General features: G+C 48.2%; 18 protein-coding genes. 14 read left to right on the forward strand and 4 right to left on the reverse strand.

Annotated elements, in window-relative coordinates:
• The first annotated feature begins 80 nt into the window (after nt 1–80).
• A protein-coding gene (locus NSS79_RS08205) for an IS630 family transposase (protein ID WP_342438967.1) occupies nt 81–1,221 on the forward strand; the annotation gives its coding sequence in 2 pieces (ribosomal slippage) (nt 81–529 and nt 528–1,221; 1,143 coding nt in all).
• Here the strand turns inward: NSS79_RS08205 and NSS79_RS08210 are convergent.
• Entirely contained in the window at nt 1,200–2,414 is a 1,215-nt protein-coding gene (locus NSS79_RS08210) for an IS110 family transposase (protein WP_342438968.1), read from the reverse strand. The genes NSS79_RS08205 and NSS79_RS08210 overlap by 22 nt on opposite strands.
• 616 nt (nt 2,415–3,030) lie before the next feature.
• On the opposite strand from NSS79_RS08210, the gene NSS79_RS08215 reads away from it, so the two are divergent.
• Together NSS79_RS08215 and NSS79_RS08220 are read left to right on the forward strand one after the other, a co-directional pair.
• Nucleotides 3,031–3,426 carry an HIT family protein gene (locus NSS79_RS08215; protein ID WP_342438969.1) on the forward strand — a complete coding sequence of 132 codons (396 nt, stop codon included), beginning with the start codon at nt 3,031–3,033 and terminating at the stop codon, nt 3,424–3,426.
• 425 nt (nt 3,427–3,851) lie between these two features.
• On the forward strand, nt 3,852–4,322 hold the full coding sequence (locus tag NSS79_RS08220) for a hypothetical protein (RefSeq protein ID WP_342438970.1): 471 nt from the start codon (nt 3,852–3,854) through the stop codon (nt 4,320–4,322).
• 299 nt (nt 4,323–4,621) lie between these two features.
• On the opposite strand, the gene NSS79_RS08225 is transcribed toward NSS79_RS08220, so the two are convergent.
• Nucleotides 4,622–5,149, reverse strand: a complete 528-nt coding sequence (locus NSS79_RS08225; RefSeq protein WP_342438971.1) for a hypothetical protein — start codon at nt 5,147–5,149, stop codon at nt 4,622–4,624.
• 243 nt (nt 5,150–5,392) lie between these two features.
• Here NSS79_RS08225 and NSS79_RS08230 point away from each other — a divergent pair, with 243 nt between their 5' ends.
• Nucleotides 5,393–8,068 carry a YhgE/Pip domain-containing protein gene (locus NSS79_RS08230; RefSeq protein WP_342438972.1) on the forward strand — a complete coding sequence of 892 codons (2,676 nt, stop codon included), beginning with the start codon at nt 5,393–5,395 and terminating at the stop codon, nt 8,066–8,068.
• Nucleotides 8,069–8,219: 151 nt separating this feature from the next.
• On the forward strand, nt 8,220–9,617 hold the full coding sequence (locus NSS79_RS08235) for a transcriptional regulator (RefSeq protein ID WP_342438973.1): 1,398 nt from the start codon (nt 8,220–8,222) through the stop codon (nt 9,615–9,617).
• Between the two features lie 82 nt (nt 9,618–9,699).
• On the opposite strand, the gene NSS79_RS08240 is transcribed toward NSS79_RS08235, so the two are convergent.
• Complete coding sequence (locus tag NSS79_RS08240) at nt 9,700–10,674, reverse strand: aldo/keto reductase family protein (protein WP_342438974.1); 975 nt, start codon at nt 10,672–10,674, stop codon at nt 9,700–9,702.
• Nucleotides 10,675–10,821: 147 nt separating this feature from the next.
• On the opposite strand from NSS79_RS08240, the gene NSS79_RS08245 reads away from it, so the two are divergent.
• A complete protein-coding gene (locus NSS79_RS08245; RefSeq protein WP_342438975.1) occupies nt 10,822–11,496 on the forward strand; it encodes an SGNH/GDSL hydrolase family protein in 675 nt (224 codons plus the stop codon).
• Between the two features lie 100 nt (nt 11,497–11,596).
• Here the strand turns inward: NSS79_RS08245 and NSS79_RS08250 are convergent, their stop codons facing one another.
• Nucleotides 11,597–13,585, reverse strand: coding sequence for a beta-galactosidase (locus NSS79_RS08250; RefSeq protein WP_342438976.1), 1,989 nt, complete (start codon nt 13,583–13,585; stop codon nt 11,597–11,599).
• Nucleotides 13,586–13,848: 263 nt separating this feature from the next.
• Here NSS79_RS08250 and NSS79_RS08255 point away from each other — a divergent pair, with 263 nt between their 5' ends.
• From NSS79_RS08255 to NSS79_RS08290, 8 genes are all read left to right on the forward strand, one after another.
• Nucleotides 13,849–14,820: a sugar ABC transporter permease gene (locus NSS79_RS08255; RefSeq protein WP_076110537.1), complete on the forward strand. Its 972-nt coding sequence runs from the start codon at nt 13,849–13,851 to the stop codon at nt 14,818–14,820.
• A gap of 17 nt (nt 14,821–14,837) precedes the next feature.
• Nucleotides 14,838–15,722, forward strand: coding sequence for a carbohydrate ABC transporter permease (locus NSS79_RS08260; RefSeq protein ID WP_342438977.1), 885 nt, complete (start codon nt 14,838–14,840; stop codon nt 15,720–15,722).
• Nucleotides 15,723–15,756: 34 nt separating this feature from the next.
• The gene (locus NSS79_RS08265) at nt 15,757–17,343 is read left to right on the forward strand and encodes an extracellular solute-binding protein (protein WP_342438978.1); all 1,587 of its coding nucleotides are present in this window, start codon (nt 15,757–15,759) and stop codon (nt 17,341–17,343) included.
• A gap of 105 nt (nt 17,344–17,448) precedes the next feature.
• Complete coding sequence (locus tag NSS79_RS08270; RefSeq protein ID WP_342438979.1) at nt 17,449–19,809, forward strand: helix-turn-helix domain-containing protein; 2,361 nt, start codon at nt 17,449–17,451, stop codon at nt 19,807–19,809.
• A gap of 38 nt (nt 19,810–19,847) precedes the next feature.
• Nucleotides 19,848–22,475 carry a hypothetical protein gene (locus tag NSS79_RS08275; RefSeq protein ID WP_342440325.1) on the forward strand — a complete coding sequence of 876 codons (2,628 nt, stop codon included), beginning with the start codon at nt 19,848–19,850 and terminating at the stop codon, nt 22,473–22,475.
• Between the two features lie 33 nt (nt 22,476–22,508).
• Nucleotides 22,509–23,216, forward strand: coding sequence for a DUF1961 family protein (locus NSS79_RS08280; protein WP_342438980.1), 708 nt, complete (start codon nt 22,509–22,511; stop codon nt 23,214–23,216).
• 21 nt (nt 23,217–23,237) lie between these two features.
• Nucleotides 23,238–24,047 (forward strand): polysaccharide deacetylase family protein, encoded by an 810-nt coding sequence (locus tag NSS79_RS08285; protein ID WP_342440326.1) that lies wholly within the window; start codon nt 23,238–23,240, stop codon nt 24,045–24,047.
• Nucleotides 24,048–24,074: 27 nt separating this feature from the next.
• Nucleotides 24,075–25,346: a hypothetical protein gene (locus NSS79_RS08290; RefSeq protein ID WP_342438981.1), complete on the forward strand. Its 1,272-nt coding sequence runs from the start codon at nt 24,075–24,077 to the stop codon at nt 25,344–25,346.
• Nucleotides 25,347–25,358 lie beyond the last annotated feature (12 nt).

Below are 25,358 nucleotides of genomic sequence, written 5' to 3' on the forward strand. Positions count from 1 at the left end.
GTAGCCTAGTACAGTATCAGATTTAAAATAGTCAACATTTGGTATATATGATATAGTCGAGAGAAAAAGAGGTATCGACTATGAAACTACGTGCATATGCGGTTATCTTGAGTCCGGATCAACAGAAAGAATTACAAGAGCTGTGCTCCAAAGGAAAAGTGGCTGCACGTTCACTCCGGCGAGCACAAATTCTACTGTGGGCGGACGAGAATCGGGCAGGTAATAAGCTTTCGGATACCACCATTGCGCAGCAACTACATATCCACACCAACACGGTGTATTTGGTCCGTAAGACCTTTGTAGAGAAGGGATTGCAGGCTGCTGTTATACGAAAAAAAAGACTGACACCCCCGAATCCTCCTAAGGTCACCGGCGAACTAGAAACGAAAATCATCGCGCTCAGTTGCAGTACTCCGCCCGCTGGAAGAAGTCGGTGGACCCTTCGACTTTTAGCAAACAAGACCGTTGAACTGGGTTACATTGACAGCATTTCATACGACACGGTGGACCGCATTTTAAAAAAACGAACTCAAACCCCATCTTCGTAAGTGTTGGTGCATTCCACCGAAGCAGAATGCAGCGTTTGTGGCTGCCATGGAAGATGTATTAGAGGTCTACCATTTGCCCTACGACAGCGAATGTCCGGTAATATGCATGGATGAGAAACCGTTCCAACTGCTGGATGACGCTCGAAAACCGATCCCGATGAAGCCCGCCAAGCCACTGCGTGAAGACTCCGAATATGTACGTCACGGGACCTGCAGTATCTTTATCTTCACCGAACCGCTTGCGGGCTGGAGATACGTTAGCGTTCGTCCTCGCCGTACAAAAATCGAATGGGCGGAGCAAGTTCGAGAAATGTTAGACGTACATTACCCGAGTGCACCCAAAATTCGTTTAGTGATGGATAATTTAAACACGCATTCGATCGCCTCGTTGTATGAAGCCTTTGAACCGGAAACCGCCTTGCGTCTAGCCAAACGGCTCGAAATCCATTACACCCCCAAACATGGCAGTTGGCTGAACATTGCTGAAATTGAGCTAAGCGTAATGACGCGTCAATGTTTAGCAAGACGGATTCCGTCGATGGAAGAATTAGCAAGTGAACTGACCGAATGGGAATCTGCTCGTAACGCTTCTCAAAGAGGTATAGATTGGCAATTCACTACTGAAGATGCGCGAATAAAACTTAAAAGGCTTTATCCACAATTTAAGGACTGATACTGTACTAGTCCTTCAAGTCTGCGTAAAACATGTCGCACCATGGACTGTTCCCTTTGCTTATCGAAGTAGTCTTCCCCTAGATCAACATACATTTCTTTACGAGTTAGAAGGTAATAGGAGATTCTCAACATGGCATGAGCGACTACAATTCCTGCTCGTTTCCTTCCTTTTCGCGCTGCTGTACGCCTATACAGGGCGCCAAGGTAATTCTTAGATCCTTTTACGGAATGAGCTGCTTCGGTTAAGCCTGATCTCAAATATTTATTGCCCTTTTTGGTTTTAGCCGATTTCCTTTTGCCCGCACTTTCGTTATGGCCAGGAACAAGTCCTGCCCAGGAACACATATGAGCTGCGCTTGGAAACTGGTTTTTAATATCAGTACCGATTTCAGCCAGGATTTGTTCGGCCATTCGTGTTGATATGCCTGGAATTGAGTCTAATCGTTCAATATCTTCTTGGTAAGGATTTACTCGCCGTGCAACTTCTTGATCCAGCATATCAATTTGTTGAGTTAGAAAGTCGATGTGAGTTAGAATGGTTTTTATCATTAGGCGTTGATGGGGGCTTACGTATCCTTGGAGGGCAAGTTCGAGTTCGTCTTTTTTTCGTTTTAGTGTCCGAAGGGCCATGTTGGCCAGTTGCTCAGGATCATCTATACCTTCAGCAATCGCATAAAGCATGTTTTTAGAGGAAACTCCCATAATATCTGAGACAACGGAACCAAGCTTAATATTAGCTCCCTCTAATACTTTTTGGATTCGATTATGCTGTCTGGCACGTTCTTCGATGATACTCCGACGATAACGAACAAGCTCTCTTAACTCACGTTGATTACGGTCTGGAATGAAACTGGCTTTAATCAGTCCGTGGCGAAGGAGTTGGCAAATCCATTCTGCATCTTTAACATCGGTTTTGCGTCCAGGCACAGCTTTCATATGCTGGGCATTAACAACCAGAAATTCGATCTCCTCAGCCTCAATTAAATTTACAATAGGTTTCCAATAAACACTTGTGCTTTCCATGGCGACATGAGTACAGCTGTGCTCCTTAATCCAGTCCACTAACTTAAGAAGAAATACAGTTTTAGTTGAAAATGTTTGAATCTCCTTTCCTTCAGGTGTCATGATGCATGCAGTAATATTGTCTTTATGGACATCCATACCGCACGCCCGTTCAATAATTACATCCACGCCATTCAACCTTTCTACGGCATCATGATTGGAGACTGGTGCAACAACCAGAATAGGATTAATCTACTATGAGTGCTTCCCAGTGGGAGCAACATTCAGTGGTGCACCGTGGTCGTTGGAGTCAGACTAACGGATGGGCTCTAATCGCACCATAGTTCATCGACCTTCCTCTCCCAGCCGTACTTCCAGTATAAAATACCAAGCGAAAATTTTCATTCTCTGTGGTGCAGCGCTGATTTTGCGCTGCATGGTTGGCTAACGGGAAACGATAGTTCAATAAACACACCAAGACAAGGCTGCCGCGCATAATCGGCGGCCTTGTTACACTAAAGGGCAGGATAGCTTAATGATTTCGCGAATACTCTACATATGGAGTTATTTACAAAGTTGTAAATAAGACGTTAGCTGAAATGTCCTAACCATAATAAATAAACACATCTAAAAAATGAAGAAAGTTTTGTGTAGAGTTCATTTGCTGATTGAAATTAATGTCCTGTCTATGAGATTTGATAGATATTGAAAGACAAAAAAACAAAAGATCTGAGTAACTCGGGATAAGATCCTATAATTGTAGTTATGCTTTTTATAAATTTAAAACTTTATTCTGGGGGTTAAGATGGACACAAAAGATAATTGTAAATGCTGTAATTACCTCACAAATTTTCAGTATGTTTTATTTGAGTATGAATCAGTTGTCTGCGTCGCTGATGATAACGATATACTAATAGGATCATGTTATATAATACCGAAAGCACATAAAGAAACACCATTTGATTTATCAGAAAGAGAATGGATAGACACAAAAAAACTGATTGATATAACCAAAAATTACTTAGACACAAAATATAAGCCAAATGGTTACAATCTAGGTTGGAACATCGGAGAAGTAGGCGGTCAGTTTGTTTTTCATTCTCATTTACATATTGTACCGAGATATAAAGATGAACCGTTTGCTGGTAAGGGAATAAGGTATTGGCTTATGCAAGAAGAAAATAGACGCAGAAATATTTAATACGTAACAAGAGCAATGAAACAAAAAAACACGAACAAACAAGTCATTAACAAAAGCATAAGACCTTTGAATGGGGTTCGAGGAAGAGGGCATATCAGCTAACACCATATTCACGCGGCAGACCTTACGGTTTTTGGTCTGCATGAGGGTTTTCTAGGAAGCGCAATCACCAGACAACCCTGCACCGTTTAAGCCCGTCGGCCCCGGCAGCTTATGCCCAGTAATGGTTCGTGAATGCGGGAACGTTACTCATATGGGCTTTTTCAAGTCATTAAGCTAACGGCAAACGTTAGTTCAGCGATCCAGGAGCAGTTTGCCGCCGCCGCAACTACTCCTTCTGTCGTTAAGTTATTGAGCATGACGGTGTAGGAACTCGACCCTTAGTATATGACTGTTTTAAGAACTCTTTATAAGGGGATATTTCCATGAAGCAGATGAAAATTGGGGATTGGAATCTTGAAGTAGATGTTGAGAAAACTAAAGATTTTTACCAAGCCTATCATCAAATCACTGAAAGTTGTGATTGTATCTTCTGTAAGAATTTTGTAAGTGCTATTGAACTAATACCTAAGCCAGTTTTAGATTTTTTTCGAAGTTTAGGAATAGACCCAACCAAAGAAGGTGAGGTCTCGGAATATTGTGAAATAAAAGATGGTATGCATTTATACGGCGGTTTTTTTCATATAGTAGGAGAGTTAATAAGCGGTCCTGATTGTTGGATTGAAACGAGTGAAGAAGTCAGTCATTTAGCCACGAATAATATGATAGAGATCAATGGTTTTAAATTTGGATTCACCAATGGAGTCCGTTCACTCCCTGATGGGTTCCCTAACCCTACTCTGCAATTAGAGTTTGAGGGCACTATTCCTTGGGCGCTTAAAGAAAGCTATAAATAAGTCTTTCAATTCAGCTAAAGGAAAACGATAGCTCAGTAAACAGCGGCAGTCTAGAACTTTATTTTAAGGCTTACCGCTGTTTTTATTGTTGGGCCAGTCTAGTACTTATTTCATGGACACTGCGGTATTATTTTTGAAAGCTGCTTAGCAGCAGCATTTCTAGTCTAATGCTTTAGTTTTTCCACCCTTGGCAACTCTCAACTTAAAACTATGGGGCGCGCGCTAAGAAGGCGTACCAAAAAGACGGTGTTTGCCCGGATGGGCAGACACCGTCTTAATTTGTACGACTATAACAATGCTTATGGAATGTATTGCTGCACGATTGAAGTTACTTGACCGTCTTTGATGGTGAGATGGTATGGAAATTGGCTTAAGTCGATAATATCGGTCTTGGCGAATTCCTTCTGGAACTGAGGTAGAGAAATTCCCTCGTTCCAGTTGATATCCAGATCCTCGATCGTTCCGGTATGATCATAGATTTGCATGGTTACACCGGCATTATCGGCAACCGGATAAGTGGTTAGCAAATCGCTGTCGTTAACGATATAATATCCGTCCGGTGCGCCTCCCAGCTCTGCAGCGCCATCCGGGTCCCGCTCGGCAAACACCCGGTTGGCATCCGCGCCTTCAAACCATTCGATATCGTCTGCATTAAGCATCAGCTTGCCGTCTACGATTTGTAGATCGTGAATATATGCTGTGAGATGCTGAATCTGCCCGCCGCTTTGCGCTTCCGCACGTGTTCCCGCTGTGCTTGCCGTTGTTGCGAGGGAAAGAAACAGCAGGACCAGCAAAGGCAGTACATACTTGGAGTTTTTCAATAACATCTTTTTATTTCCCCCTTGGCTTAAATATGGCTTGTGAATAGCCTATATACCTCTTTACCCTTACCTATAGTTCTCAAACGGGGTATGTACCTCTATTAACGTAAATTAGCAAGAAATGTTGCAAAAATTTTGCTGAGGTCTACCAGAACTGCCGAAGATGTGATAAACGGCAGCTGATTTGTAAAAAGCTTCATGCCGGGGCATATTAAAATATCCAAATAACGGCTTGGGGGTGACTGGCGGATGGCGCAAATATGGCGGATCTATTTAAACGATTGGCGCAACCTGTTCAGGATTCCGGTGGCGGTGCTGCTGATTGCAGCGCTTATTGTGCTGCCCTCTGTGTATGATTGGGTAAATGTGGCCGCAGTATGGGATCCATACAGCAACACCTCCGGCATCAAAATCGCCGTGGCCAGTCTGGACAAAGGGGCGGAGCTGAAGGGAAAAAGCTTCAATATCGGTGACCAGGTGCTGGACAGCCTGCATAACAATAAGACGCTGGGCTGGACCTTTACGGATGCCCGGGCCGCTGAAATTGGGGTTCGGCGCGGAGACTATTATGCGAGCATCGTCATTCCCGCAGAGTTCTCGCAGCGGATGGCCGGAATCGTTGAGGGCAACCTGGTGAAGCCTGAGGTAGAATATACCGTTAACGAAAAGATCAATGCCATTGCGCCCAAAATCACTGCGAAGGGTGCTTCGACGATCACGACGCAAATCAGTGAGCATTTTATCGAAACACTCAGCAGCACGGTGCTTAACGCCCTCCGCCATATTGATGAGGAATTTCAATCCGAGCTGCCGGTAATCCGCAAGGTGGAGCAGGGGCTGTTCAAGCTGGAGGCCAGCTTGCCGGAAATAGACAAGGCGGGCAAGCTGGTGCTCAAGCTGCAGCAGAACTGGCCGGAGATCTCCTCTTCCGCCGGGAGGATCGCTTCTCTTACCAGCAAGCTGCCGGAGGTGGAACAGGCTGGAGCGGCGGCGGAGACGATCGACGAGCACTGGTCCCAGATCAGTGAAGCCGCCGGGCAGCTGCAGACGCTGAGCAGCAAGCTTCCTGAGCTGGAGCGGGCCGCTCTTCTGGTCAGCGGGCTGGATGCCAATTTCGGCAAGGTGGACGAGGTGCTGGACCGGGCTTCCGGGCGGTTGTCGGAAGCCGGAGCAGTGGTAAATGCCGCGGCCAAGGCATTGCCGCAGGCGGACCGGCTGGCTGCGGCCGGAAGCAGCTTTGGGCAGGAGCTGCAGCAGTTTCTGGAACAGAACGGCGCGGCCTTCGAGAGCATTCCCCTGATTATGCAGCAGAATTTCTATCTGCTGCAGCAGACCGGGGATGCCGCCGTGCAGCTTGCCGCAGAGCTGCAGAACAGCAAGGAACAGCAGCCGGCGGAAGCCCGGCAGCTGCAGCTCGCTTCAGCCCGGCTGTCGGCTGGAAGCGGGACACTGGGCCACACCGCGGCTTTGCTTGGCGCGGTGAACAGCCTGTCGCCCGGGGCGGTGCGTACCGGCGACATCCATGCTTTAAGTGAAGTGCAGGAGCAATTCACATCCGCTGCTTCCCGGGCGGACAAGCTTGCGGCGGCGCTGCAGGCCGGAGGCGGCCCGGACGCCGGCGTGCTTGAGCAGTTTAGTCTGGCCGCGGGGCAGAGCCAAACGGCGCTGAATAGAATTGTTGCGCGCTACAATGCAGAAGGCATGCCGGTGGTAACGGACTCCATGAAGCAGCTAACCAGCACCGCAGGGACTGCCGCCAAGGCACTGCAGAATGTTCCACAGCGCCTTGACGCACTGAATACAGTTCTGGATGAGGCAGCGGCGGCAATCGGATACGGAGAGTCGGGCCTTGCTTCGCTGCGGCAGAACCTGCCTGCAATCCGCGAAAATGTGCATGCGGCAGCCAGCGGCCTTGAGGACAAGATGGCTACGTTCAATCATTTCGTCACGGATGTTCTTCCGCAGATCGAGAGCGGACTCCCCGCTGCCGGAGAAGCGATCCATGGAGCCGCTGAATTTGCCCGCAGTGATCTGCCTGCCGCAGAGGAGAAATTCCGCAGGGCAGCGGCGCTGATCACCACCGGACTTCCACGTGCTGATCAGGGCGTGGAGCGCGCTGCACAGCTGGTGCGTGAGGATCTTCCTACGCTTGAAGCCGCCGTCCGCAAAGCGGCGGTGACCATCCGGCAAATTAAAAGTGAAGTGAATCTGGAAGATATCGCGCAGCTCTTGGGCGGAGATATCAAGAGCAAAAGCGATTTTCTCGCCAGTCCGGTCGTCCTGAAGGAGAAGACGCTCTACCCGATTCCGAATTACGGCTCGGCGATGACTCCTTTTTATGTCGTGCTCTCCTTATGGGTGGGGGGAACCCTGATGATTTCCCTGCTGCGAACGGGAGTCGACACAGGAGGAATCATATATACCGGCCACCAGCTGTATTTCGGGCGGCTGCTGACCTTTCTGACCATCGGAATCCTTCAGGCGCTGGTAGCGGTATTTGGCAATATTTATATCCTGAACTGTTATGTCGCGGATAAAGGCTGGTTTGTGCTGTTTGCTGTGTTAATCAGCATCGTATTTGTGACGATTGTGTTCACCCTCGTTTCGGTCTTCGGCAATCTGGGAAAAGGAATTGCCATTGTATTTATGGTGCTGCAGTTCTCCAGCTCCGGAGGCACATTTCCCATCAGTACCACCGGGCATTTCTTTCAGATCCTGAATCCTTTTATGCCGTTCACCTATGCGATCAGTCTGCTGCGGGAAGCGGTAGGGGGGATTCTGCCGGAGGTGGTCTTCCGCGATGCGTTGGCTCTGCTGCTTTTCGGCGTGCTGGCGCTGCTGCTGGGGCTTACGCTGCAGAAACCGCTTGAACGCTTCATCCGCAAAGCCGCAGAACAGGCTGAGAAGTCCAAGCTGATCTCTTGATGTAAGGAATTAGAAGATAAGAGCTTTTATTTCCATCTGTCAACCACTTTTGAACGTGCCAATGGATGTTGACCTGTGTAATATTTACACCTATTATGTAGGAATATCTGGATTATTGTTCAAATATTTGGATTTGAGAGGTGGAGTTTGTTTGGAGCCTAAGACTACGATCCAAGGGGAACTGGACGCTTTTCTCAAAAGGGAAGGCAAAACCATTAATCAATTTGCTGGAATATCCGCTGTCAACTCCGGAACGCTCAGCAGCATTATCAATGGCAACCGCCCGATTGCAATGCAGCAGCTGGACCGGATAACCGCCGGAATGGGGCTGCCTGAAGGTGCGTTTTATGAAATGTATATAGATGAATGCATTATTCACTCCACGCCGGACTGGCGGCGGCTGGGCCCGTTTCTGCACCGCTGCGCCGAGCTGGACAAGCTGGAATGCATCCGGCAAGTGGTACATAATCTGATGGATAATATCTCCTATGCTCAAGCGCTGTTTGACACGGCGGAGGAGTTTTACAGGAATGACAAAAAAGAAGCTGCGGCGCTGCTGTATGAAGGCGTAGCGGAGAGTGAGAAGTATCAGCATTCCGAACGGCTGGCGCTCTGCCAATACCGCTTGTTCACGATCGCTTTGGGTGATAATCAGGATATCAACCTGCAGGCTGCCACGCAATTTGAATATTTTGTCGAACGGCTGGATGAGGCCGATCAGCTTGATGCGCTGCACGCGCTGGCGAATATTTACATTTCCCTGCACCGCTGGAGCAAAGTGAATATTCTGGCTGAAGAAATGGAGCGTAAAGCCTCCATCCAATACCAGAATCAGTACCTGGTGACCAAACAGCGTGAGACGCGTAAGGAACCGGCAAGACCAATCTGCTTCTACATCCTTTACGCTTATCTGCTCCGTTCGGCGGTATGCCATGAACGTGGCGAATACGAACGGGCTTTGCATTATGCTTCACTCTACGCGGACTCCGGCTGGGTGCGTGAGGACACGGAGAAGATCCGGGAGGTGAAGGCGCAGTTTCAGGAATGGGCGATTGCCAATTCCTATCTCCATCGGTTAATGGCCGGTCAAATGGATGTGCTTACAGAGTATGTCGAGTTCATTGCGGACCGGGAAAATGAAATTCTTCCGGCTTTAATGAAAATTATGCAGGCTGCCAACCGCTATCAGTTCAATGTGGATGGAATTATTGAACGTTTTCAGGATCAGCTGGATTTCAAAGAGCAGCGGAGCCGAATCGGCATCATTAATTCACGGGTTACCTGGGGTGAATATACAGACCTTCTCTGTGAGGTGGCCGCCTATTACTTTAATGCACAACGATATGAGGCTGCTATTCATTATACGTTAAAGGCATTGGAGTATTCCGCCAAAATAAATGGTGATGCATGTGTACTCCGGTGCGTGAGATTATTTGAAGAATGCAGGCATCTGGCCACTATAGAGGACCAAAAGAAGTATAAAACACTAATCGGCGGGGCAGGGCGGATGAGTGAAAAGAAAGACAGCCTGATGCCTGGCCATTATTAGTATGGAAAGGACCGTCTCACCCGTAGAGAACCTCTGCGGGTAAGACAGTCCTTTTTGTAAAGATAAGTATTTATATGCTTCCCTATCTCGCCGGTGCGAAATCGGCCACCTGGCGGAGCAGGCCGTCGATGGTCTCCAGCGTTTCCTGCTGGAGAAGAATGCCGGAGGCCTGTGCATTCTCTTCAACCTGGCCGGGCTTGCTGGCTCCGATCAGTGCAGAGCTGACACCTGGCTGGCGGAGTACCCAGGCCAGCGCCAGCTGTGAGAGCTTCAGGCCGAGGCTGGCCGCCAGGTCATCCAACTGGGCAACGACGCCGAGGACATCGTCGCGCAGATAGCTGCGGATGACGCCGTTCACTGAATCGTCTGCGCCGCGTGTCCCGGCCGGAGGCTGTTGTCCCGGCTTGTATTTGCCGGTCAGAATGCCCTGGGCGAGCGGCGAGAAGACGACTTGTCCCAGTCCTTCCTGCCCCGATACCTCAAGCACCTCTTCTTCGATATAACGCTCGAACATATTGTAGATCGGCTGATTGGAGGCCAGCGGGCGGAGATTCAGCCTGCGGCTGATGCCTCCGGCACGGGCGATTTGCGCCGCGCTCCATTCGCTGACTGCGGAATAGAGGATTTTACCTTGGGCTGTAAGGTCATCCAGCGCGCGCAAGGTTTCTTCCACCGGCGTATCCTTGTCAAAGCGGTGGCAGAAATACACATCAATGTAATCGGTTCTGAGACGCTTCAGGCTGGCCTCGCATTGCTCCATAATATGCTTGCGGGAAAGCCCCCGGTCGTTCACCCCGTCTCCCATCGGGAAAAACACCTTGGTACTGAGCACATAATCCGACCGCTGGTAGGAGCGGAGAGCTGCGCCAATCGCCTTCTCGCCTTCCCCGCGGTTGTAGGCATTGGCGGTATCGAAGAAATTGATACCACATTCAAATGCTTTGGCCACGCAGGCGTCCGCTGCTGTCTGCTCTGCGGCTGTTCCGTAGGTAAGCCAGCTGCCCAGGCCGATCTCACTGACCTTAAGGCCTGTATTGCCTAATCTTCTATACTTCATTCTTGTTCCATTCCCTTCCATGTCATTTGCTAAATCTTACCACATTGCATAGCAGCATCACAAATCATTGAAGCATCGGCCGCAATTACGGTAAAATTATAGATAGTGCCAAATCTATCTAATTATAATAGGTGAAGGGTGAGCTGGATGTCTATTTCATTTGCTAAGCCAAACCAAGTTATCTTATTTCAGGGAGATTCCATCACCGACGGCAACCGTGGCCGCGATAACGATCCCAATCATATTCTGGGGCATGGCTATGCCTACATCATTGGCGGCAAGCTGGGCAATGAGCTGGCTGAGCAGCAACCTATGTTCTACAACCGCGGAGTGAGCGGTGACCGGATCTCCGATCTGTATGCCCGTTGGAATGAGGATGCGATCTATCTGCAGCCGGATATTCTCAGCATCCTGATCGGGGTCAACGATATTTGGAGAATGATGAAGGGCGAGCCGGGCGGCTGCACCGACCGTTACGAACGTGCTTACCGCCATGTGCTGGAAGAGACGCGCGAAGTGCTGCCGGATACGAAGCTGGTGCTGGTCGAGCCGTTTATCCTGAATACCGGAGCACCCGCGGAAGACTGGAGTGGATGGTCCAAATGGATCAACCATTATCAGGGGGTTGTCCGCGAGCTATCGCAGCAATTCGGCACCGTGCATGTTCCACTGCAGGATGCTTTCAACGCAGCTGTGGAGAGAGCAGAGGCAGCCTATTGGCTGTGGGATGGCGTTCACCCGACGACTGCCGGGCATGATCTGATTGCTAGGGAGTGGCTGAAGGTCGCCCAGGAAAGTGGTCTTATAACAACTAAGTTATAAAGTCATTCTCTCTCAGTTAATGGCGAAGAACGGAAATGAAGCCGCTAACCGCTTGGGTGACCAAGCAGTTAGCGGCTTCTTATGCTTCAAGAATAAGCAGTTATAATCGGATTACTCTGTATTCATATGCACCAAGTGAGAGTGGGCCGCAGGCGACGGATTTGCCCGAGAGAACATCATGTCCGTCCCGTGGCAGTGTGAGACTTCCCCCGCATCCGTCCATATTTATTATCGTCCAGAGTTCGCCTTGGTCTCCGCTTCTAGGGCAGACAATTGTTCCTTTGGTGACATCACTGCGTACGGTAACACCAGAACGTTCTGCATAATGATCAATCAGTTTACATAACATTAGGTCACCTTCTTCACCGGCAGGCATTGAACCCAGCAAAACAATAGTACCTTGTCCGTAAGGCTGCTCCGTCAGGAAGGACAACCCCGGCGTCACCCCCTCCGTAATCATACCGATACTGGAAGCGGACTCTGAAACGGGTTCAAAGACAGAACTCCACAAGGACAAGGGAGCAGATACTCCAAAAGCGTGTCCAATCGTACCTGTTGATTCCAGCGGATAGGTGAACTTAGTTTTGACTCCTGCTAGCCGCTCCAATTCTCCAAGCCCGGCATTCGTATGAATGGTATGCTCCTTCGTTCGTCCTCCGGTAAGAGGACCGGCAATCCAAATCCCGCCTGCTGCTGTGAATGACAGCGCACTTTGCACATACTCGGGGGACAAATAATGTACAAATGGAGTGAATAACAGCTTGTATCCGGTTAAGTCCCCGCCCTCCGGCAGCAAATCCCGGTGAATGCCCATGTGTAGTATTCTCTTGTAGAAATCGCCCAGCAGACTACGATAATTTAGCTTCCGGTGAGGTTCAGTGGCGAGATAAGCTTTGGTTCTGTCTGAATAAGTAATCGCTACATCCGCACGAAGCGGCCGAGTGGATAACATAATTTGTTCAATTTCTTGCCGTGCTTGATTGGCTTCCAACACATTGTCATAACCTAGAGCCGGTTCTCCCCAAGCACTTAAGATCGAGCTATGCGTTTGTTCACTTCCGGAACGGTGCTGGCGCCAGTGCCAATAACAAAATGCACCTGCACCCAGCGCATAGGCGGCTACGGCTTCTGCCTTCAGATATCCGTTCGGGTGAGGCACACCAAAACTCACTAGAGATGCGGCAAACGATGGCCCTGTCTCCATAACCCAGAAATCTTTTCCCGGCTTGAAATTTCGCCACAGATCACAGTTAAGCAAATAAGCATTCATATTTTCCTGTGAGGCATAAGTGTCGTAGGCGGCAAAGTCGAGATTCTGAAATAGTCGCTCATTATCGAGATGAAAAGCTACACTGCTGTTGTGGGTAATTGGCGCAGAGGAGTGGCGGCGGATAATATCAGCCTGCTCATCGGCGAATTCAGCGATCTTTTCCATTGAAAATAAGCGGTACATCGTCCGCAGAGATGAATTGTGGAGGAAAGGTGCGGGGCCTGGCTGTGGTACCTGATCAAAACTTTGATAAGTCTGGCTCCAGACTGCTGTTCCCCATGCCTCATTTAATCTTTCAATGGAGCTGTAGCGCTGCTGCAGCCATATATGCCATAAGCCTTTACAGGTTTCACACATACACTCCGCCACATGCGCTTTGAATTCGTTATCGAGCTGCCAGGCGGTTAACCCCGGAAGTGCTCCGATCTCCTTTGCTATATGCTCCGTAATGATGGCAGCCCGCTCACGAAAGTAAGAATTGTTCGTACAGATATGCTGCCGTGCTCCATGTCCCATTACCGTTCCGCTCTCATCCACATAACAGCGCTCAGGATGTCCATGGGTAAGCCAGATGGGGGGTGTAGGTGTCGGCGTACACATTACTGTGTCAATTCCGTTTCTATGTAACCTTTCGATATATTTCACGAATGGACGGATAACAATCTTATCTTCCTCTGGCTCCAAGGCAGACCAAATGAATTCTCCGATTCGCACGAGATTAATACCCGTTTCCTTCATTAGAAGGATGTCCTGCTCAAGCACCTCTTCACTCCATAGCTCGGGATACCAAGCAGCACCGTAATATAACTTGTTCTTCATTTCAGCTCCCCCTTAAGGCAAACATTTGCTGGAAATCATCACTTGGAAGCATAGGTGCTTAGCCTCTTACGGGCAATAGTAAACTTTTGCACGGTTTGGACTTTTTAGATAAGATTGGATTTTTAGCTTATATAGAGCGTTCAAAAAAGTCCAATTGCTGGAAAAAATAAGTAGCAGCATAATAGGAATCGCAGTAAGGGTGATTGCAGTAATCCATGGCTACAGTAATCGCGAGCTGTACATGACAAATGGAGGTGAACAGGATGAAGCACGTAACAGTTCCGGGAAATGCAGAACGACAGCCAAAGCCGCAGACCTATCGAAATATCCGGGTAAGAAGATGGAAACGTTTAAAACGTGATAAATGGTTATATATTCTGCTGCTCCCTGGGCTCCTTTATTTCCTTATTTTCAAATATGTTCCGATGTGGGGCGTGCTGCTGGCTTTTAAGAATTATCAGCCGTTTCTTGGTTTTCAGAAAAGTGAATGGGTAGGTTTTGAGCATTTCCGTGTTTTTTTCCAGAATCCCGATTTCTATATGCTGCTGCGCAATACGCTGCTGCTATCGTTTTACAATCTGATTTTCTTTTTTCCGGCGCCGATTATTCTGGCACTGCTTCTAAACGAAATACGTCTTTCCTTCTATAAAAAGACGATTCAAACGATGATTTATGTTCCGCACTTTATATCCATGGTCATTGTGGCCAGTATGAGTTATGTGTTTCTGACTACGGAAGGCGGGACTGTAAATGAATTTTTGTATACGTTTACAGGAAGAAAAATAGACTTTCTAGCTAATCCCGACTGGTTCCGTCCATTGATTATTCTCCAGACGATCTGGAAGGAGTGCGGCTGGGGGACAATTATATTCCTGGCAGCGCTGGCTGGGGTAGATGTGGAGCAATATGAGGCTGCGGTAGTAGACGGTGCGAACCGCTGGCGGCAGATTTGGCATATTACGTTGCCTGCTATCCGCAGTACAATCGTTATTTTACTTATTCTTCGTATGGGAACGATTTTGGATAATGGCTTTGAACAAATTTATTTAATGATGAATGCCCTTAATCGTGAAGTAGGTGAGGTGTTCGACACCTATGTATACGCACTGGGAATAACGCAGGGAGCCTTTAGCTACAGTACGGCTGTTGGACTATTTAAATCGATAATTGGTGTGACGCTTGTGCTCGGGACGAATTGGATCGCCAAAAAATTTGGTGAATCTGGACTTTATTAAGAAGGGAGAAGCTTGCTGTGGCCAAACAATACAAGAGTACGGGTGGAACTGCATTTGATATATTCAATTATGTATTTTTAGGGATCATCGGAATCGTAGCGATCCTCCCTTTCCTCTTTGTGGTTTCGGGCTCCTTCGCTACAGATGCGGAAATTACTAAACGTGCTGTATTTCTGATCCCGACCACGATTTCATTTGATGCATACCGGTTTACCTTTTCGACAGATACGATTATGCGCAGTATAGGAGTTTCTATTTATGTTACGGTAATCGGAACTGTCGTTAATTTGTTCTTCACGGTAACGATGGCTTATCCGATGGCGAAACGATATCTGATGGGCCGTAATTTGGTACTCAACCTTGTTATTTTTACGATGCTGTTCGGTGGAGGGATGATCCCAACCTATCTCGTTATTCGGGAACTGCATTTGCTGGATACGCTCAATTCTCTTATTTTACCGGGAGCGATCAGCGCCTTTAACCTGATCATTGTCAAAAACTTTTTTCAGGAACTGCCTATAGAAATGGAAGAAGCGGCGCGTATTGATGGTTGTTCTGAGCTGGGCTTGTTATGGAAAATTGTCCTTCCTTTATCCAAGCCGGTTCTCGCTACATTTACGTTGTTCTATGCTGTGGGACATTGGAACAATTTCTTCTCGGCACTGCTCTACATTACGGATCCGACAAAATGGCCTTTGCAGGTGATGCTGCGACAGATCGTAATGTTGTCCCAATCCGCTGCTGGTGATATGAGTTCCATGGATCCGAGCTTCGTGCAGCCGCCGGAGCAGTCGATTAAAATGGCGGTTATTGTAGTAGGTACTCTGCCTATTTTATGTGTGTACCCGTTCCTGCAAAAACATTTCGCTAAAGGGGTGATGCTGGGTTCTGTTAAAGGATAGTGAACTTAACATATTCCAATTTGGAGGTATAATAATGGAAGCTAACCGTTCGGTAAAAAAGAATCGCTGGTTGTTACTTTTACTTGTGGCTATGATGGTTACAACTGTTGTTGCTGGTTGCTCGGGTAATGAATCTGCAGGTTCTAATAGCAAAAGTGAAGGGAGTAGTAATGCCGGAGAAGTGAAAAGCGAGTCCCCACTGGATCTGACCCTCATGCTGCCGATATTTAAAACAAATTATCCGAAGGATGGCAGCCCGGTTGCTGCTGAACTAGAAAAACAGACCCGTACAAAAATCCACTTTGAGTGGGTCCCGAACGCATCATATGCAGATAAATTTAATATTACGCTGGCTTCCGGGAAGCTGCCGACCATTATCTACGTGGGGGATGTTAAGGCTTCTAGTTTTGTGAACGCTGCCAAATCGGGTGCATTCTGGGAAGTAGGGCCTTATCTTAAGGACTATCCGAATTTAAGCCAAGCGAATCCGGTTATTCTGAAAAACTCGGCCATTGATGGGAAGAATTACGGAATCTACCGGGGGCGTGTACTCGGCCGCAACGGTATGGTTTTCCGCAAGGATTGGCTGGAGAAGGTGGGGCTGCAAACACCGCAGACGGTTGATGATTTCTACAATATGCTGAAAGCGTTCAAGGAAAAAGATCCAGACGGCAATGGTAAAGAAGATACGTATGGCATGGTGCTGGTCAAATGGAGCGGCCAGTGGGCCAGCGGTTTTGATACCATTAAGTTATGGTTTGGAACACCGAATAAATGGGGCGTGCAGGATGGGAAGCTGGTGCCTGAGCATGAATATCCGGAATATTTGGAAGCGCTTAAGTTCATGAAGAAGCTGTATGATGAGAAATTAATCAACTCCGACTTCGCAGTTATGGACAGTGCTAAATGGACAGATCCGATCGTTAACAATAAGGCAGGAGTAATCGTCGATGTGGTCGATACAGGTGCCCGGGTGGATGATAAAATTCACGCTGCGTTAGAAAAAGAAGGCAAAGACGAAGCGGATAAACATTATGTAGATGTAAGCGGGGGCGTAACAGGTACGGACGGCAAGCTACACACATTGCCGACCTCTGGTTTCTCTGGCGTGCTGGCTATTCCAAAATCATCCGTGAAGAGCGAAGCGGAACTGAAACGGGTACTGGCTTTTCTGGATCAGACCAATAATCCGGAAATACAAACCATGTTAGGTTTCGGTTTGGAAGGTACTCACTACACAATGGTGGATGGTTTTATTGAACGCTCCAAAGACACTGTACTTGTGGAGTCAGAAGTGGAAGGGCTAAACCAAATATTGGCCTATATTCCTGAGGATAAGTCCAAGACCGTAGCACAGACTGAACTGCGCCTCAAGCAAACTGAAGTTCAAAAGGCAAATGAAGCTTCGATCGTTGTTAATCCAGCAGAGGCCTTTATTTCCACAGTATATTCGCAAAAAGGCGCTCAACTCGACAATGTAATTAATGATGCACGTATAAAATATATTGTTGGACAAATTGATGAAGCCGAATTGAAATCAGCATTTGACGTATGGAGAAAAACAGGTGGAGATGATTTAGTTAAGGAAATGAACGAGTTATACGCTAAGGCTGACCAATAGATCCTTCCTGGTGCTTTTATCCGGCTGGAAAAGATCTGAGGAGCAAAACGAAGGTGGTTCGATTGCACTTCAAATTCATCTGATTCGGCTGGTGAGAGCATAGTGATGAGAAATGTGACGAAATGGAAGCGTTATATAAAAGGCTGGTCAGGCTGTAAAGGCCGATATTATCGTAAAAACCTGATCATTATGCTGGTGGTGTCATCCATTCCGGGGTTTATTATTGGTGCGCTGGTCTACTGGATGGCTGGGGGACGTCTGGAGAGCGAGCTGCTGCAGATGCATAACAGACAGATTGAACAGCGGGCGGCTAATATTGATGATCAACTGTCCAATCTGGAGTTGATGCTGGCACATTGGGCCTTTGACACCAAGTTTGATTACAGCTTGAATGGCCTTGATTTTATTCAGGATCATGAGCGGGCTTGGGATATTACGAAGACACTCGTAGTGATGCAGGGTTCGAACACGATGACGAGTAACGTTGAACTCTATCTGTCAGGAGATCATCCATTACTATTTAATCCCGAATATGGCACGATTGACTCCAAAGCGGTATCGGGTCAATATGACAAATTGATTGAAACTGAACAAAGCATCTATTGGACACAGTGGGCATTCGATCCCAATAAACCGGATGTCAAAGAATTAACGCTTGTCCACCATATTCCCGGCGGAAGCCTGAAGCCCTTCGGAGCTCTTTTGCTCCGCATGGATACGGAGAAAGTAGCTGCGATGCTACGAACTATGACACCTTATAATAGCGGCGAGACATTTTTGCTGCAGACCACCGGGGATTTATACGTGTCAGCAGGGGACAGCGATGAGCGTTCTCCGCTACTTACCGCACTGCATTCCGCAATTTTGGAACGAAGCGCGGACCATAAATCAAACCTGGAGTCCTCTTTTCTCTTCGACTGGGGGAAGGCTACATATGCAGTGACCTATGGTGAGTTTTCCCGGCTTTCCGCAGATTGGCTTTATGTGTCCGCTTCGCCGATAACCAGCATAACTGCACCCGTCGTATTCATTTCAAGACTGATATTTTTAGTTAGCTTCAGTGCTTTGTTGCTGGCGGCGATTCTGTCTTGGTTTGCTTCCCGCAAAATTTATTCACCGATAGGACGTTTGCTGCAGACTTTGTTGCCTGACCAAGCGGCGGCTGCAAGTAGGGAGGATGAGTTCATCCTGATTGAACGGCATTGGCAGAACTTGCACGGGGAAAGCCATGCCCTGAAGTACACTCTTTCCGAGCAGCTCCCGCATGTTAAGGAAAGTTTCCTGCATCAGCTGTTTCAGGGATATCTATATTCTTATTCTGAGCAGGATCTGCAAAGTCGGATGCGGCGCTTTAAGTGGGAAGTAGAGGATTGTCATTATATTATTCTTTATATTCAGCTCACAGGCATCTCCAGCCAGGAGGGGAAGTTCCGCAACGGGGATGAAAGTCTTGTATCGTTCGCCGCCGTCAATATCATCGGAGAATTGTCCGCCGAGCATTTCAACCAGGCTGATATTATCAATTTTCATGATCTCACGGCAGGATTACTTCTTATTGAACCCGTTGAGAATCCATCGCTGGAAGCGGTGCAGGCTTTTAGCGAAGAACTGACAGGAACGATTAATCGCATGTTGAAAATGAGGGTAACAGTGGCGTTTAGTGCACCAGTCGGAAATATATCCGGTATTCCGTTAGCGTTCGAGGCTGCGAAGCAAGCCGCCAGTTATCGCCAGTTTGGTGGTGAGAACCAGATTATTAATATGGAGCTACTGGATCGTGAGGGGCAGAGTACACCTGAACCGCAGTATTCGTTCACTCTGGAGCGCGGTATGATTCAGGCCCTTCGAACAGGAGAAGCGGAAGAGGCCTACCGTCTACTGGAGGAATTTCTGGAGGCACTGTGTGCCAATGGGGCGAAAGTGATTGATGTACAGCAGGGCATGCTTCATTTGTTAGGTAGTATTCAGCACGCCATTATGGTCTCAGGCATTCATCCAAACCAACTGTTCAAAGGGGCTAACCTGTACGCGGCATTGTCGCAAATTCATGAGCCCAAGCTTATTCTTGCCTGGTTTCAGGAAAAAGTTGTAGCACCGTATCTGACGGAGCTGAGTGAGCGTTCTGACGCTGGAATCAAACGGACGATTGAGCATGCCATGATGTATATCAATGAGCATTATATGGATAATATTTCGCTGGATGGTTGTGCGGATTATACAGGGATCAGCCCATTTTTACTGAGTAAATCATTCAAACGGGTCACCGGGAAAAATTTCATCGATTATCTGACCGAATTGCGGCTTGAAAAAGCTAAGGAGCTGCTGCGTGATACCTCGCTGCGAATTAACGATGTAGCTGAACAGGTGGGTTATCAGCATAGCTATTTCAACCGGATTTTCAAGAAACAAGAGGGAATAACCCCAAGCCGCTATAGAGAGCTAAGCCATAATAATGAAGCCCTTTAAAAGTGTGAGTGGCATGCGGTGAAGAAGGTATGAAGGAGATGGTTGTTGTGCCTACGGCTCTGCCGATTAGCCTGCATTGGCTAAAAAAGCCCGCTATTGATGTGGGTGTAACCTGGGGAGTTCCTTGGAAAAAAGGAGAGCTCGACAGGGAAACGTTAAAGAATCTCTGCTTGAGTATGCCGGAGAACGGAAGACATATGCCGCTGCAAAGCTGGCCAGCAGCTTTTTGGCCAGACGGGAGCATCAAATGGTCCACCCACTCGGCAGTAAGCAAAAACTCGGATATTCAGCATTATTCCTTAGCGGCAATGACAATAAATCAAGCGGCTCCAGCAACCGAAGTAACTGAGCGACTAACTGTGCAGGAAACAGACGAAGCCTTCATTATAGATACAGGAGTTATTATTTGCACGGTTAACAAGCAGGGGAGGGGGCTTATCCGCAGTATTGTGCGCAGAAATCTGGCGGACACGGCAGGAAGGGAAGTATGCAGTAATGGCGGGCTTGTATGTATTCGTGAACAGAGAGATGAGGGTTCTGGTACCCTGAGCATACGTGAGGAGCGGTTCACAGGACGAACGTTAAGTGCCGTCCTTGAACAGGACGGACCCGTTCGTGCAGTGGTGAAGCTAGAAGGAATTCATCAAGCTTCGCAAAGTGCTCGTGAGTGGCTTCCCTATACGCTTCGTCTATATTTCTATGCCGGGCTGGAGTCTATTCGATTAGTTCATACGTTTCATTATGATGGTAATCCACAGCAGGATTTTATTAAAGGATTAGGAATAGAATTCACAGTGCCGCTGCGTGGGCCGCTTTACAACCGCCATGTTCGTTTTGCCGGAGACAGCGGCTTGTTTAGCGAGTCTCCTAAGACGTTGCATACACGGCGAACCAAAGGTAAGTATCGTGATTTATTCGTCGATCAGGCAGCGGGACATTCTGTGAAATTTGATCCAGAAGAGGATGGCTATTTCCTTAGTTTATTGGATGACTCCGCCACTTGGGGCAGTTTTCGGCTGGTTCAAGATTCTTCCGGGCATTATGGGATCTGGAAGCGTACAGAGGATGGCTGCGCTTGGATCAAGGCAGCAGAAGGCCGCCGGGCAGGCGGACTTGGTTATATTGGGGCAGAGGGTGGAGGGTTAGCCGCCGGGATGAAGAATTTCTGGCGTAAGCATCCGGCAGGAATGGAGATTGGGTCCACTGCCACCGACGCGGCAGCTTTTACTGTCTGGTTCTGGTCACCTGATGCGGCAGCCATGGACTTGCGGCATTATGATACGAAAACACATGTAAAATCCTCGTATGAAGGTGCAGAAGAATTACGGGCTACTCCATTCGGTATCGCCAATACTAGCGAGCTAACATTATGGTGTACGGCGCAGACTCCCGGGCCTGAACTGTTGCAGCGGATGCAGGCAGAAGCTGAAGAACCTTCGTTGCTGGTCTGTGAACCAGCTTATTACCATGAAGCGGGTGCTTTTGGTTTCTGGAGTTTGCCTGACCGGAGCACGCCAGCCAAGCAGTATCTGGAAGAGCGGCTGGACGGGATCATTTCCTTTTACAAGGAAGAGATCGAGCAGCGGAAATGGTATGGGTTCTGGGATTACGGTGATTTCATGCACAGCTACGATCCTGTCAGACATGTATGGAACTATGATCTCGGTGGCTGTGCCTGGCAAAATTCCGAGCTTGTACCAAATATGTGGTTGTGGGTAACGTTTCTCCGGTCCGGGAGGGCTGATGTGTTCCGTATGGCCGAAGCCATGACTAGGCATACGAGTGAGGTAGATGTATATCATTTTGGCGAATACGCTGGACTAGGCTCGCGGCATAATGTCGTCCACTGGGGCTGCGGCTGCAAAGAGGCCCGTATCGCCATGGCTGGTCTGCACCGCTACTATTATTATTTGACCGGAGACGAGCGGGTCGGCGACATTATGGACAGTGTTAAGGATGCTGATTATTCAACAGTTACCCTGGACCCGATGCGGGCTTATTTCCCAAAGGATGAATTCCCCACTCATGTCAGGGTCGGTCCGGACTGGGCGGCCTTTAGCTCTAATTGGATGACCCGCTGGGAGCGATTTGAGGATACTGCTTATCGTGACAAGATTATAACAGGCATCGATTGCATCAAAGCGGCAAATTTACGGCTGTTATCTGGCCCAACGTACGGATATGATCCGGCAACTGGCATATTGTCAGGAATGGGTGACGATAATTGGGGGCGTCATTTAGCGATTAGTATGGGAGGTCCGCAGGTGTGGTTCGAGCTGGTTGCAATGCTGGAGGATCCGGTCTGGGAAGATATGCTGGCTGAGTTCGGCGTGTTTTATAATTTGCCGCAAGAAGAGAAGGATGCATTTACGGGAGGGCTGATTTCAGGAAAACTCCGTTTTGAGCATCCTGTACTTAGCGTAGCCATTGCTGCATATGGAGCGTATTACCGCAAGGATTTGGTTACGGCAGAGCGGTGTTGGTCTATTTTGCTGGAGAATCCGTTTGGTCGTGTGAATCTGCAAAAGGAAGCTGAGCGGGTCACTTATATGGCGGAGTTAAATGAGGTTGATTGGATGAATACAAATGAAGCGTCGCAGTGGTCTTTAAATACGATCATTGCCTTGGAATTAATCGGTAGTGCTTTACCGGAACACACGGATTGAGGGCTTCATTGTTGGGGAGGAATGGAATGATCTATGGCTAAGCCGATGCAGGACCCGGGTGTAGAAGGCTTGATCCCTGAAGCATGGAAACCTATCTACCATAATCCACTTGCTTCAACTAGTGATATCGCCGGATTTCAAATGGAGGGAGAGGGAGCTCTTTCCTTCCCTTTGCAGCGAATGAGACTAGAGAGCACTATTAGTGCCGGGGCCGGACAAAAAGCAAATGTTGTTCTCTGGTGTCCCGAGGAGTTCCCGGCAGACATTGCGGTATCTTGGAAGTTTCGCCCACTGCGAGAGCCGGGTCTGGCGATCCTGTTTATCGCGGCCAAAGGAAAGGGCGGGAAGGATTTATTTGATCCTACGCTCGCTCGCCGCACGGGTGAATATGATCAATATCATCACGGGCAAATGGATACGTATCATATCTCGTATTTTCGCAGGCGCTGGGTGGAGGAGCGTGAATTTCATACCTGTAATTTGCGCAAAAGCTATGGTTTTCATCTGGTTGCGCAGGGAGCCGATCCGCTTCCGGGTGTCAGTGACATGACTGAACCTTACCGGATGTTAGTGGTGAAGCGCGGACCTGTTCTGTCTTTTGCGATCAATGAACTGCCGGTTTTCACATGGACAGATGATGGTGATACCTATGGGCCGCTACTGACAGGCGGGAAAATGGGGTTTCGACAGATGGCACCCCTAATTGCTGAATACTCAGATCTGACGGTTTATGGGCAGTAATGCGAAGGAGGTTTCAGAATGATGTCTATGATTTATTATTGTTACCCTGGGGGCAGACATAAGGCGCTTACGATGAGCTATGATGACGGCAGACGGGCTGACGAAAGATTGGTTGGACTATTTAACCGCCACGGCATTAAAGGGACATTTCATCTCAATTCAGGTCTGCTGGGTGAAGGTGATCGTATTACGGCAGATGAAATAACTGAGCTGTACCAGGGACATGAGGTATCTGTTCATACGCAATACCATCCGACGCTGGCTCGTTGTCCGCAGGAGCAAATCATCCATGAGATTATGGAGGACCGAAAATATTTTGAGACGCTGCTCAAGTTGCCGATACGGGGAATGTCCTATCCTAACGGTTCCTTTAACAAGGAGATAAAGAAGCTTTTGCCTCATCTAGGCATCGAATATGCCCGTGTGGTGCAGACCACTGGCGGCGGTTTTGGGCTGCCGGAGGATTGGCTGGAATGGCGGGGCACTTGCCATCATAAGGATCATTTGCTGGAGCATGCGGACCAGTTCGTGAAGCTGCATAAACGGCAGTATTTATATCTGATGTATGTGTGGGGCCATAGTTATGAATTTGATAACGATAATAACTGGGGACTGATGGAAAACTTCTGTGAAGCAGTGGGAGGACTAGAGGAAATCTGGTACACCACTAATATTGAACTCGTTCATTATATGAAGGCTTGTGAAGCCCTTATTTTCTCCGCTGCCCGGGATTTTGTATATAATCCGGGAGCGGTATCTGTCTGGCTGGAAATCGCCGGTGTGATTATAGAAATAGCAGGCGGACAAACCGTACGTTTCCCTGAGATCTAATCGAAGAGAGAAGACAGGAGGATTCTAATGAAAACGAAGGAAACACAATCAGTCTATCCGTTGGCAAAAGTAGATATTTCCGCTGCCGGTCCGCGATGTAAAATGCTTATTGGCGATCTGAATGGGGATGGACGTGCAGAAATGCTGCTGGTCCAGCCGGATAATCGCCAGGATGTACGATATATTCCCCATCAGGTGCAGTGCCTGACCGCTTTTGATATGGATGGCAAGCTGCTGTGGCAGGTGGGTACACCCGATCCTGACGCTGGCAGCCAAGGCTCGGACTATCCGGCGCAGGTTTATGATATAGATGATGATGGGGCGCTGGAAGTGCTTTGTGTAATGGATGGACGTTTTCATATTCTTGAAGGTTCAACAGGAACGGTTAAGTCCATATACGGCTTACCTGCTGAACATGCACATGATTGTATTATCATCGCCAATCTGACGGGGAAAGACCATGCTTCCGACATCATTCTAAAGGACCGTTATCATCAGCTGTGGGCCTTGGATAAGAATTTCAATTTATTATGGACGCACAAAGGCAATGTAGGACATTATCCGTGGGTTCACGATCTTCATGGAAATGGACAGGATCAAGTGATGGCAGGTTATGATCTGCTTGATGCTAAAGGTAATTTACTATGGAGCTGCCACGATCTGGATGACCACGCAGACTGTATTTGGGTTGGCGATGTGAATGGAGATGGATATCCTGAACTGGTTGTCGGCGGAAGTGTAACGGTGATGTACGATCGGGACGGACAAGAGCTTTGGCGTTATGACGGCTCCATAGAGTCACAGCATTTGGCGTTAGGCCGATTCCGGCCTGAACTGCCTGGCCTTCAGGTAGCCGGGCTGGACCGAATGATCCGCGAAGATGACGGCAAAGGACTGAAAGGCAAGGATGCTTTGTTCCTGCTTGACTCTGATGGCAAGGAACTGTGGAAAGAAGAACGTACAACTGACGGTTGGCTGACCATTGTTGAAGCCGTTAGCAGCTGGCAAGCGGGTGCTCCGGATTATATTCTCGCCTACCGCCGGGGAGGCGGGGTATATCCTGCTTTGTATGATGGACATATGAGAGTTGTAGCAGAATTCAAGGAGGAAGGTTATGCCGTTCACGGCGATCTTCTGGGATGTGGCAGGGAGCAGGTTGTGATTTATAATGACGAGACCGCAACGGTATTTTCAAGTGAGTGGATAGATATTAGTACGTGTGCCTCTGAGAAATCTTTACCTCAGCCTAAAAGATTGTACAGCTCGACGCTGTATCCCGGTGGAGAAATAACTGTGTGAAGGAGGATACGC

Source organism: Paenibacillus sp. FSL L8-0436, from assembly GCF_038593025.1.
Lineage (GTDB): Bacteria > Bacillota > Bacilli > Paenibacillales > Paenibacillaceae > Paenibacillus_AQ.

Bases quoted from the DNA above. Each gene is read 5' to 3' on its own strand.
- NSS79_RS08280 (WP_342438980.1), top strand. From the start codon at position 22,509: ATGGCTAAGCCGATGCAGGACCCGGGTGTAGAAGGCTTGATCCCTGAA.
- NSS79_RS08270 (WP_342438979.1), top strand. From the start codon at position 17,449: ATGAGAAATGTGACGAAATGGAAGCGTTATATAAAAGGCTGGTCAGGC.
- NSS79_RS08220 (WP_342438970.1), top strand. From the start codon at position 3,852: ATGAAGCAGATGAAAATTGGGGATTGGAATCTTGAAGTAGATGTTGAG.
- NSS79_RS08285 (WP_342440326.1), top strand. From the start codon at position 23,238: ATGTCTATGATTTATTATTGTTACCCTGGGGGCAGACATAAGGCGCTT.
- NSS79_RS08240 (WP_342438974.1), bottom strand. From the start codon at position 10,674: ATGAAGTATAGAAGATTAGGCAATACAGGCCTTAAGGTCAGTGAGATC.
- NSS79_RS08290 (WP_342438981.1), top strand. From the start codon at position 24,075: ATGAAAACGAAGGAAACACAATCAGTCTATCCGTTGGCAAAAGTAGAT.
- NSS79_RS08265 (WP_342438978.1), top strand. From the start codon at position 15,757: ATGGAAGCTAACCGTTCGGTAAAAAAGAATCGCTGGTTGTTACTTTTA.
- NSS79_RS08275 (WP_342440325.1), top strand. From the start codon at position 19,848: ATGGTTGTTGTGCCTACGGCTCTGCCGATTAGCCTGCATTGGCTAAAA.
- NSS79_RS08225 (WP_342438971.1), bottom strand. From the start codon at position 5,149: ATGTTATTGAAAAACTCCAAGTATGTACTGCCTTTGCTGGTCCTGCTG.
- NSS79_RS08245 (WP_342438975.1), top strand. From the start codon at position 10,822: ATGTCTATTTCATTTGCTAAGCCAAACCAAGTTATCTTATTTCAGGGA.
- NSS79_RS08215 (WP_342438969.1), top strand. From the start codon at position 3,031: ATGGACACAAAAGATAATTGTAAATGCTGTAATTACCTCACAAATTTT.
- NSS79_RS08230 (WP_342438972.1), top strand. From the start codon at position 5,393: ATGGCGCAAATATGGCGGATCTATTTAAACGATTGGCGCAACCTGTTC.
- NSS79_RS08250 (WP_342438976.1), bottom strand. From the start codon at position 13,585: ATGAAGAACAAGTTATATTACGGTGCTGCTTGGTATCCCGAGCTATGG.
- NSS79_RS08255 (WP_076110537.1), top strand. From the start codon at position 13,849: ATGAAGCACGTAACAGTTCCGGGAAATGCAGAACGACAGCCAAAGCCG.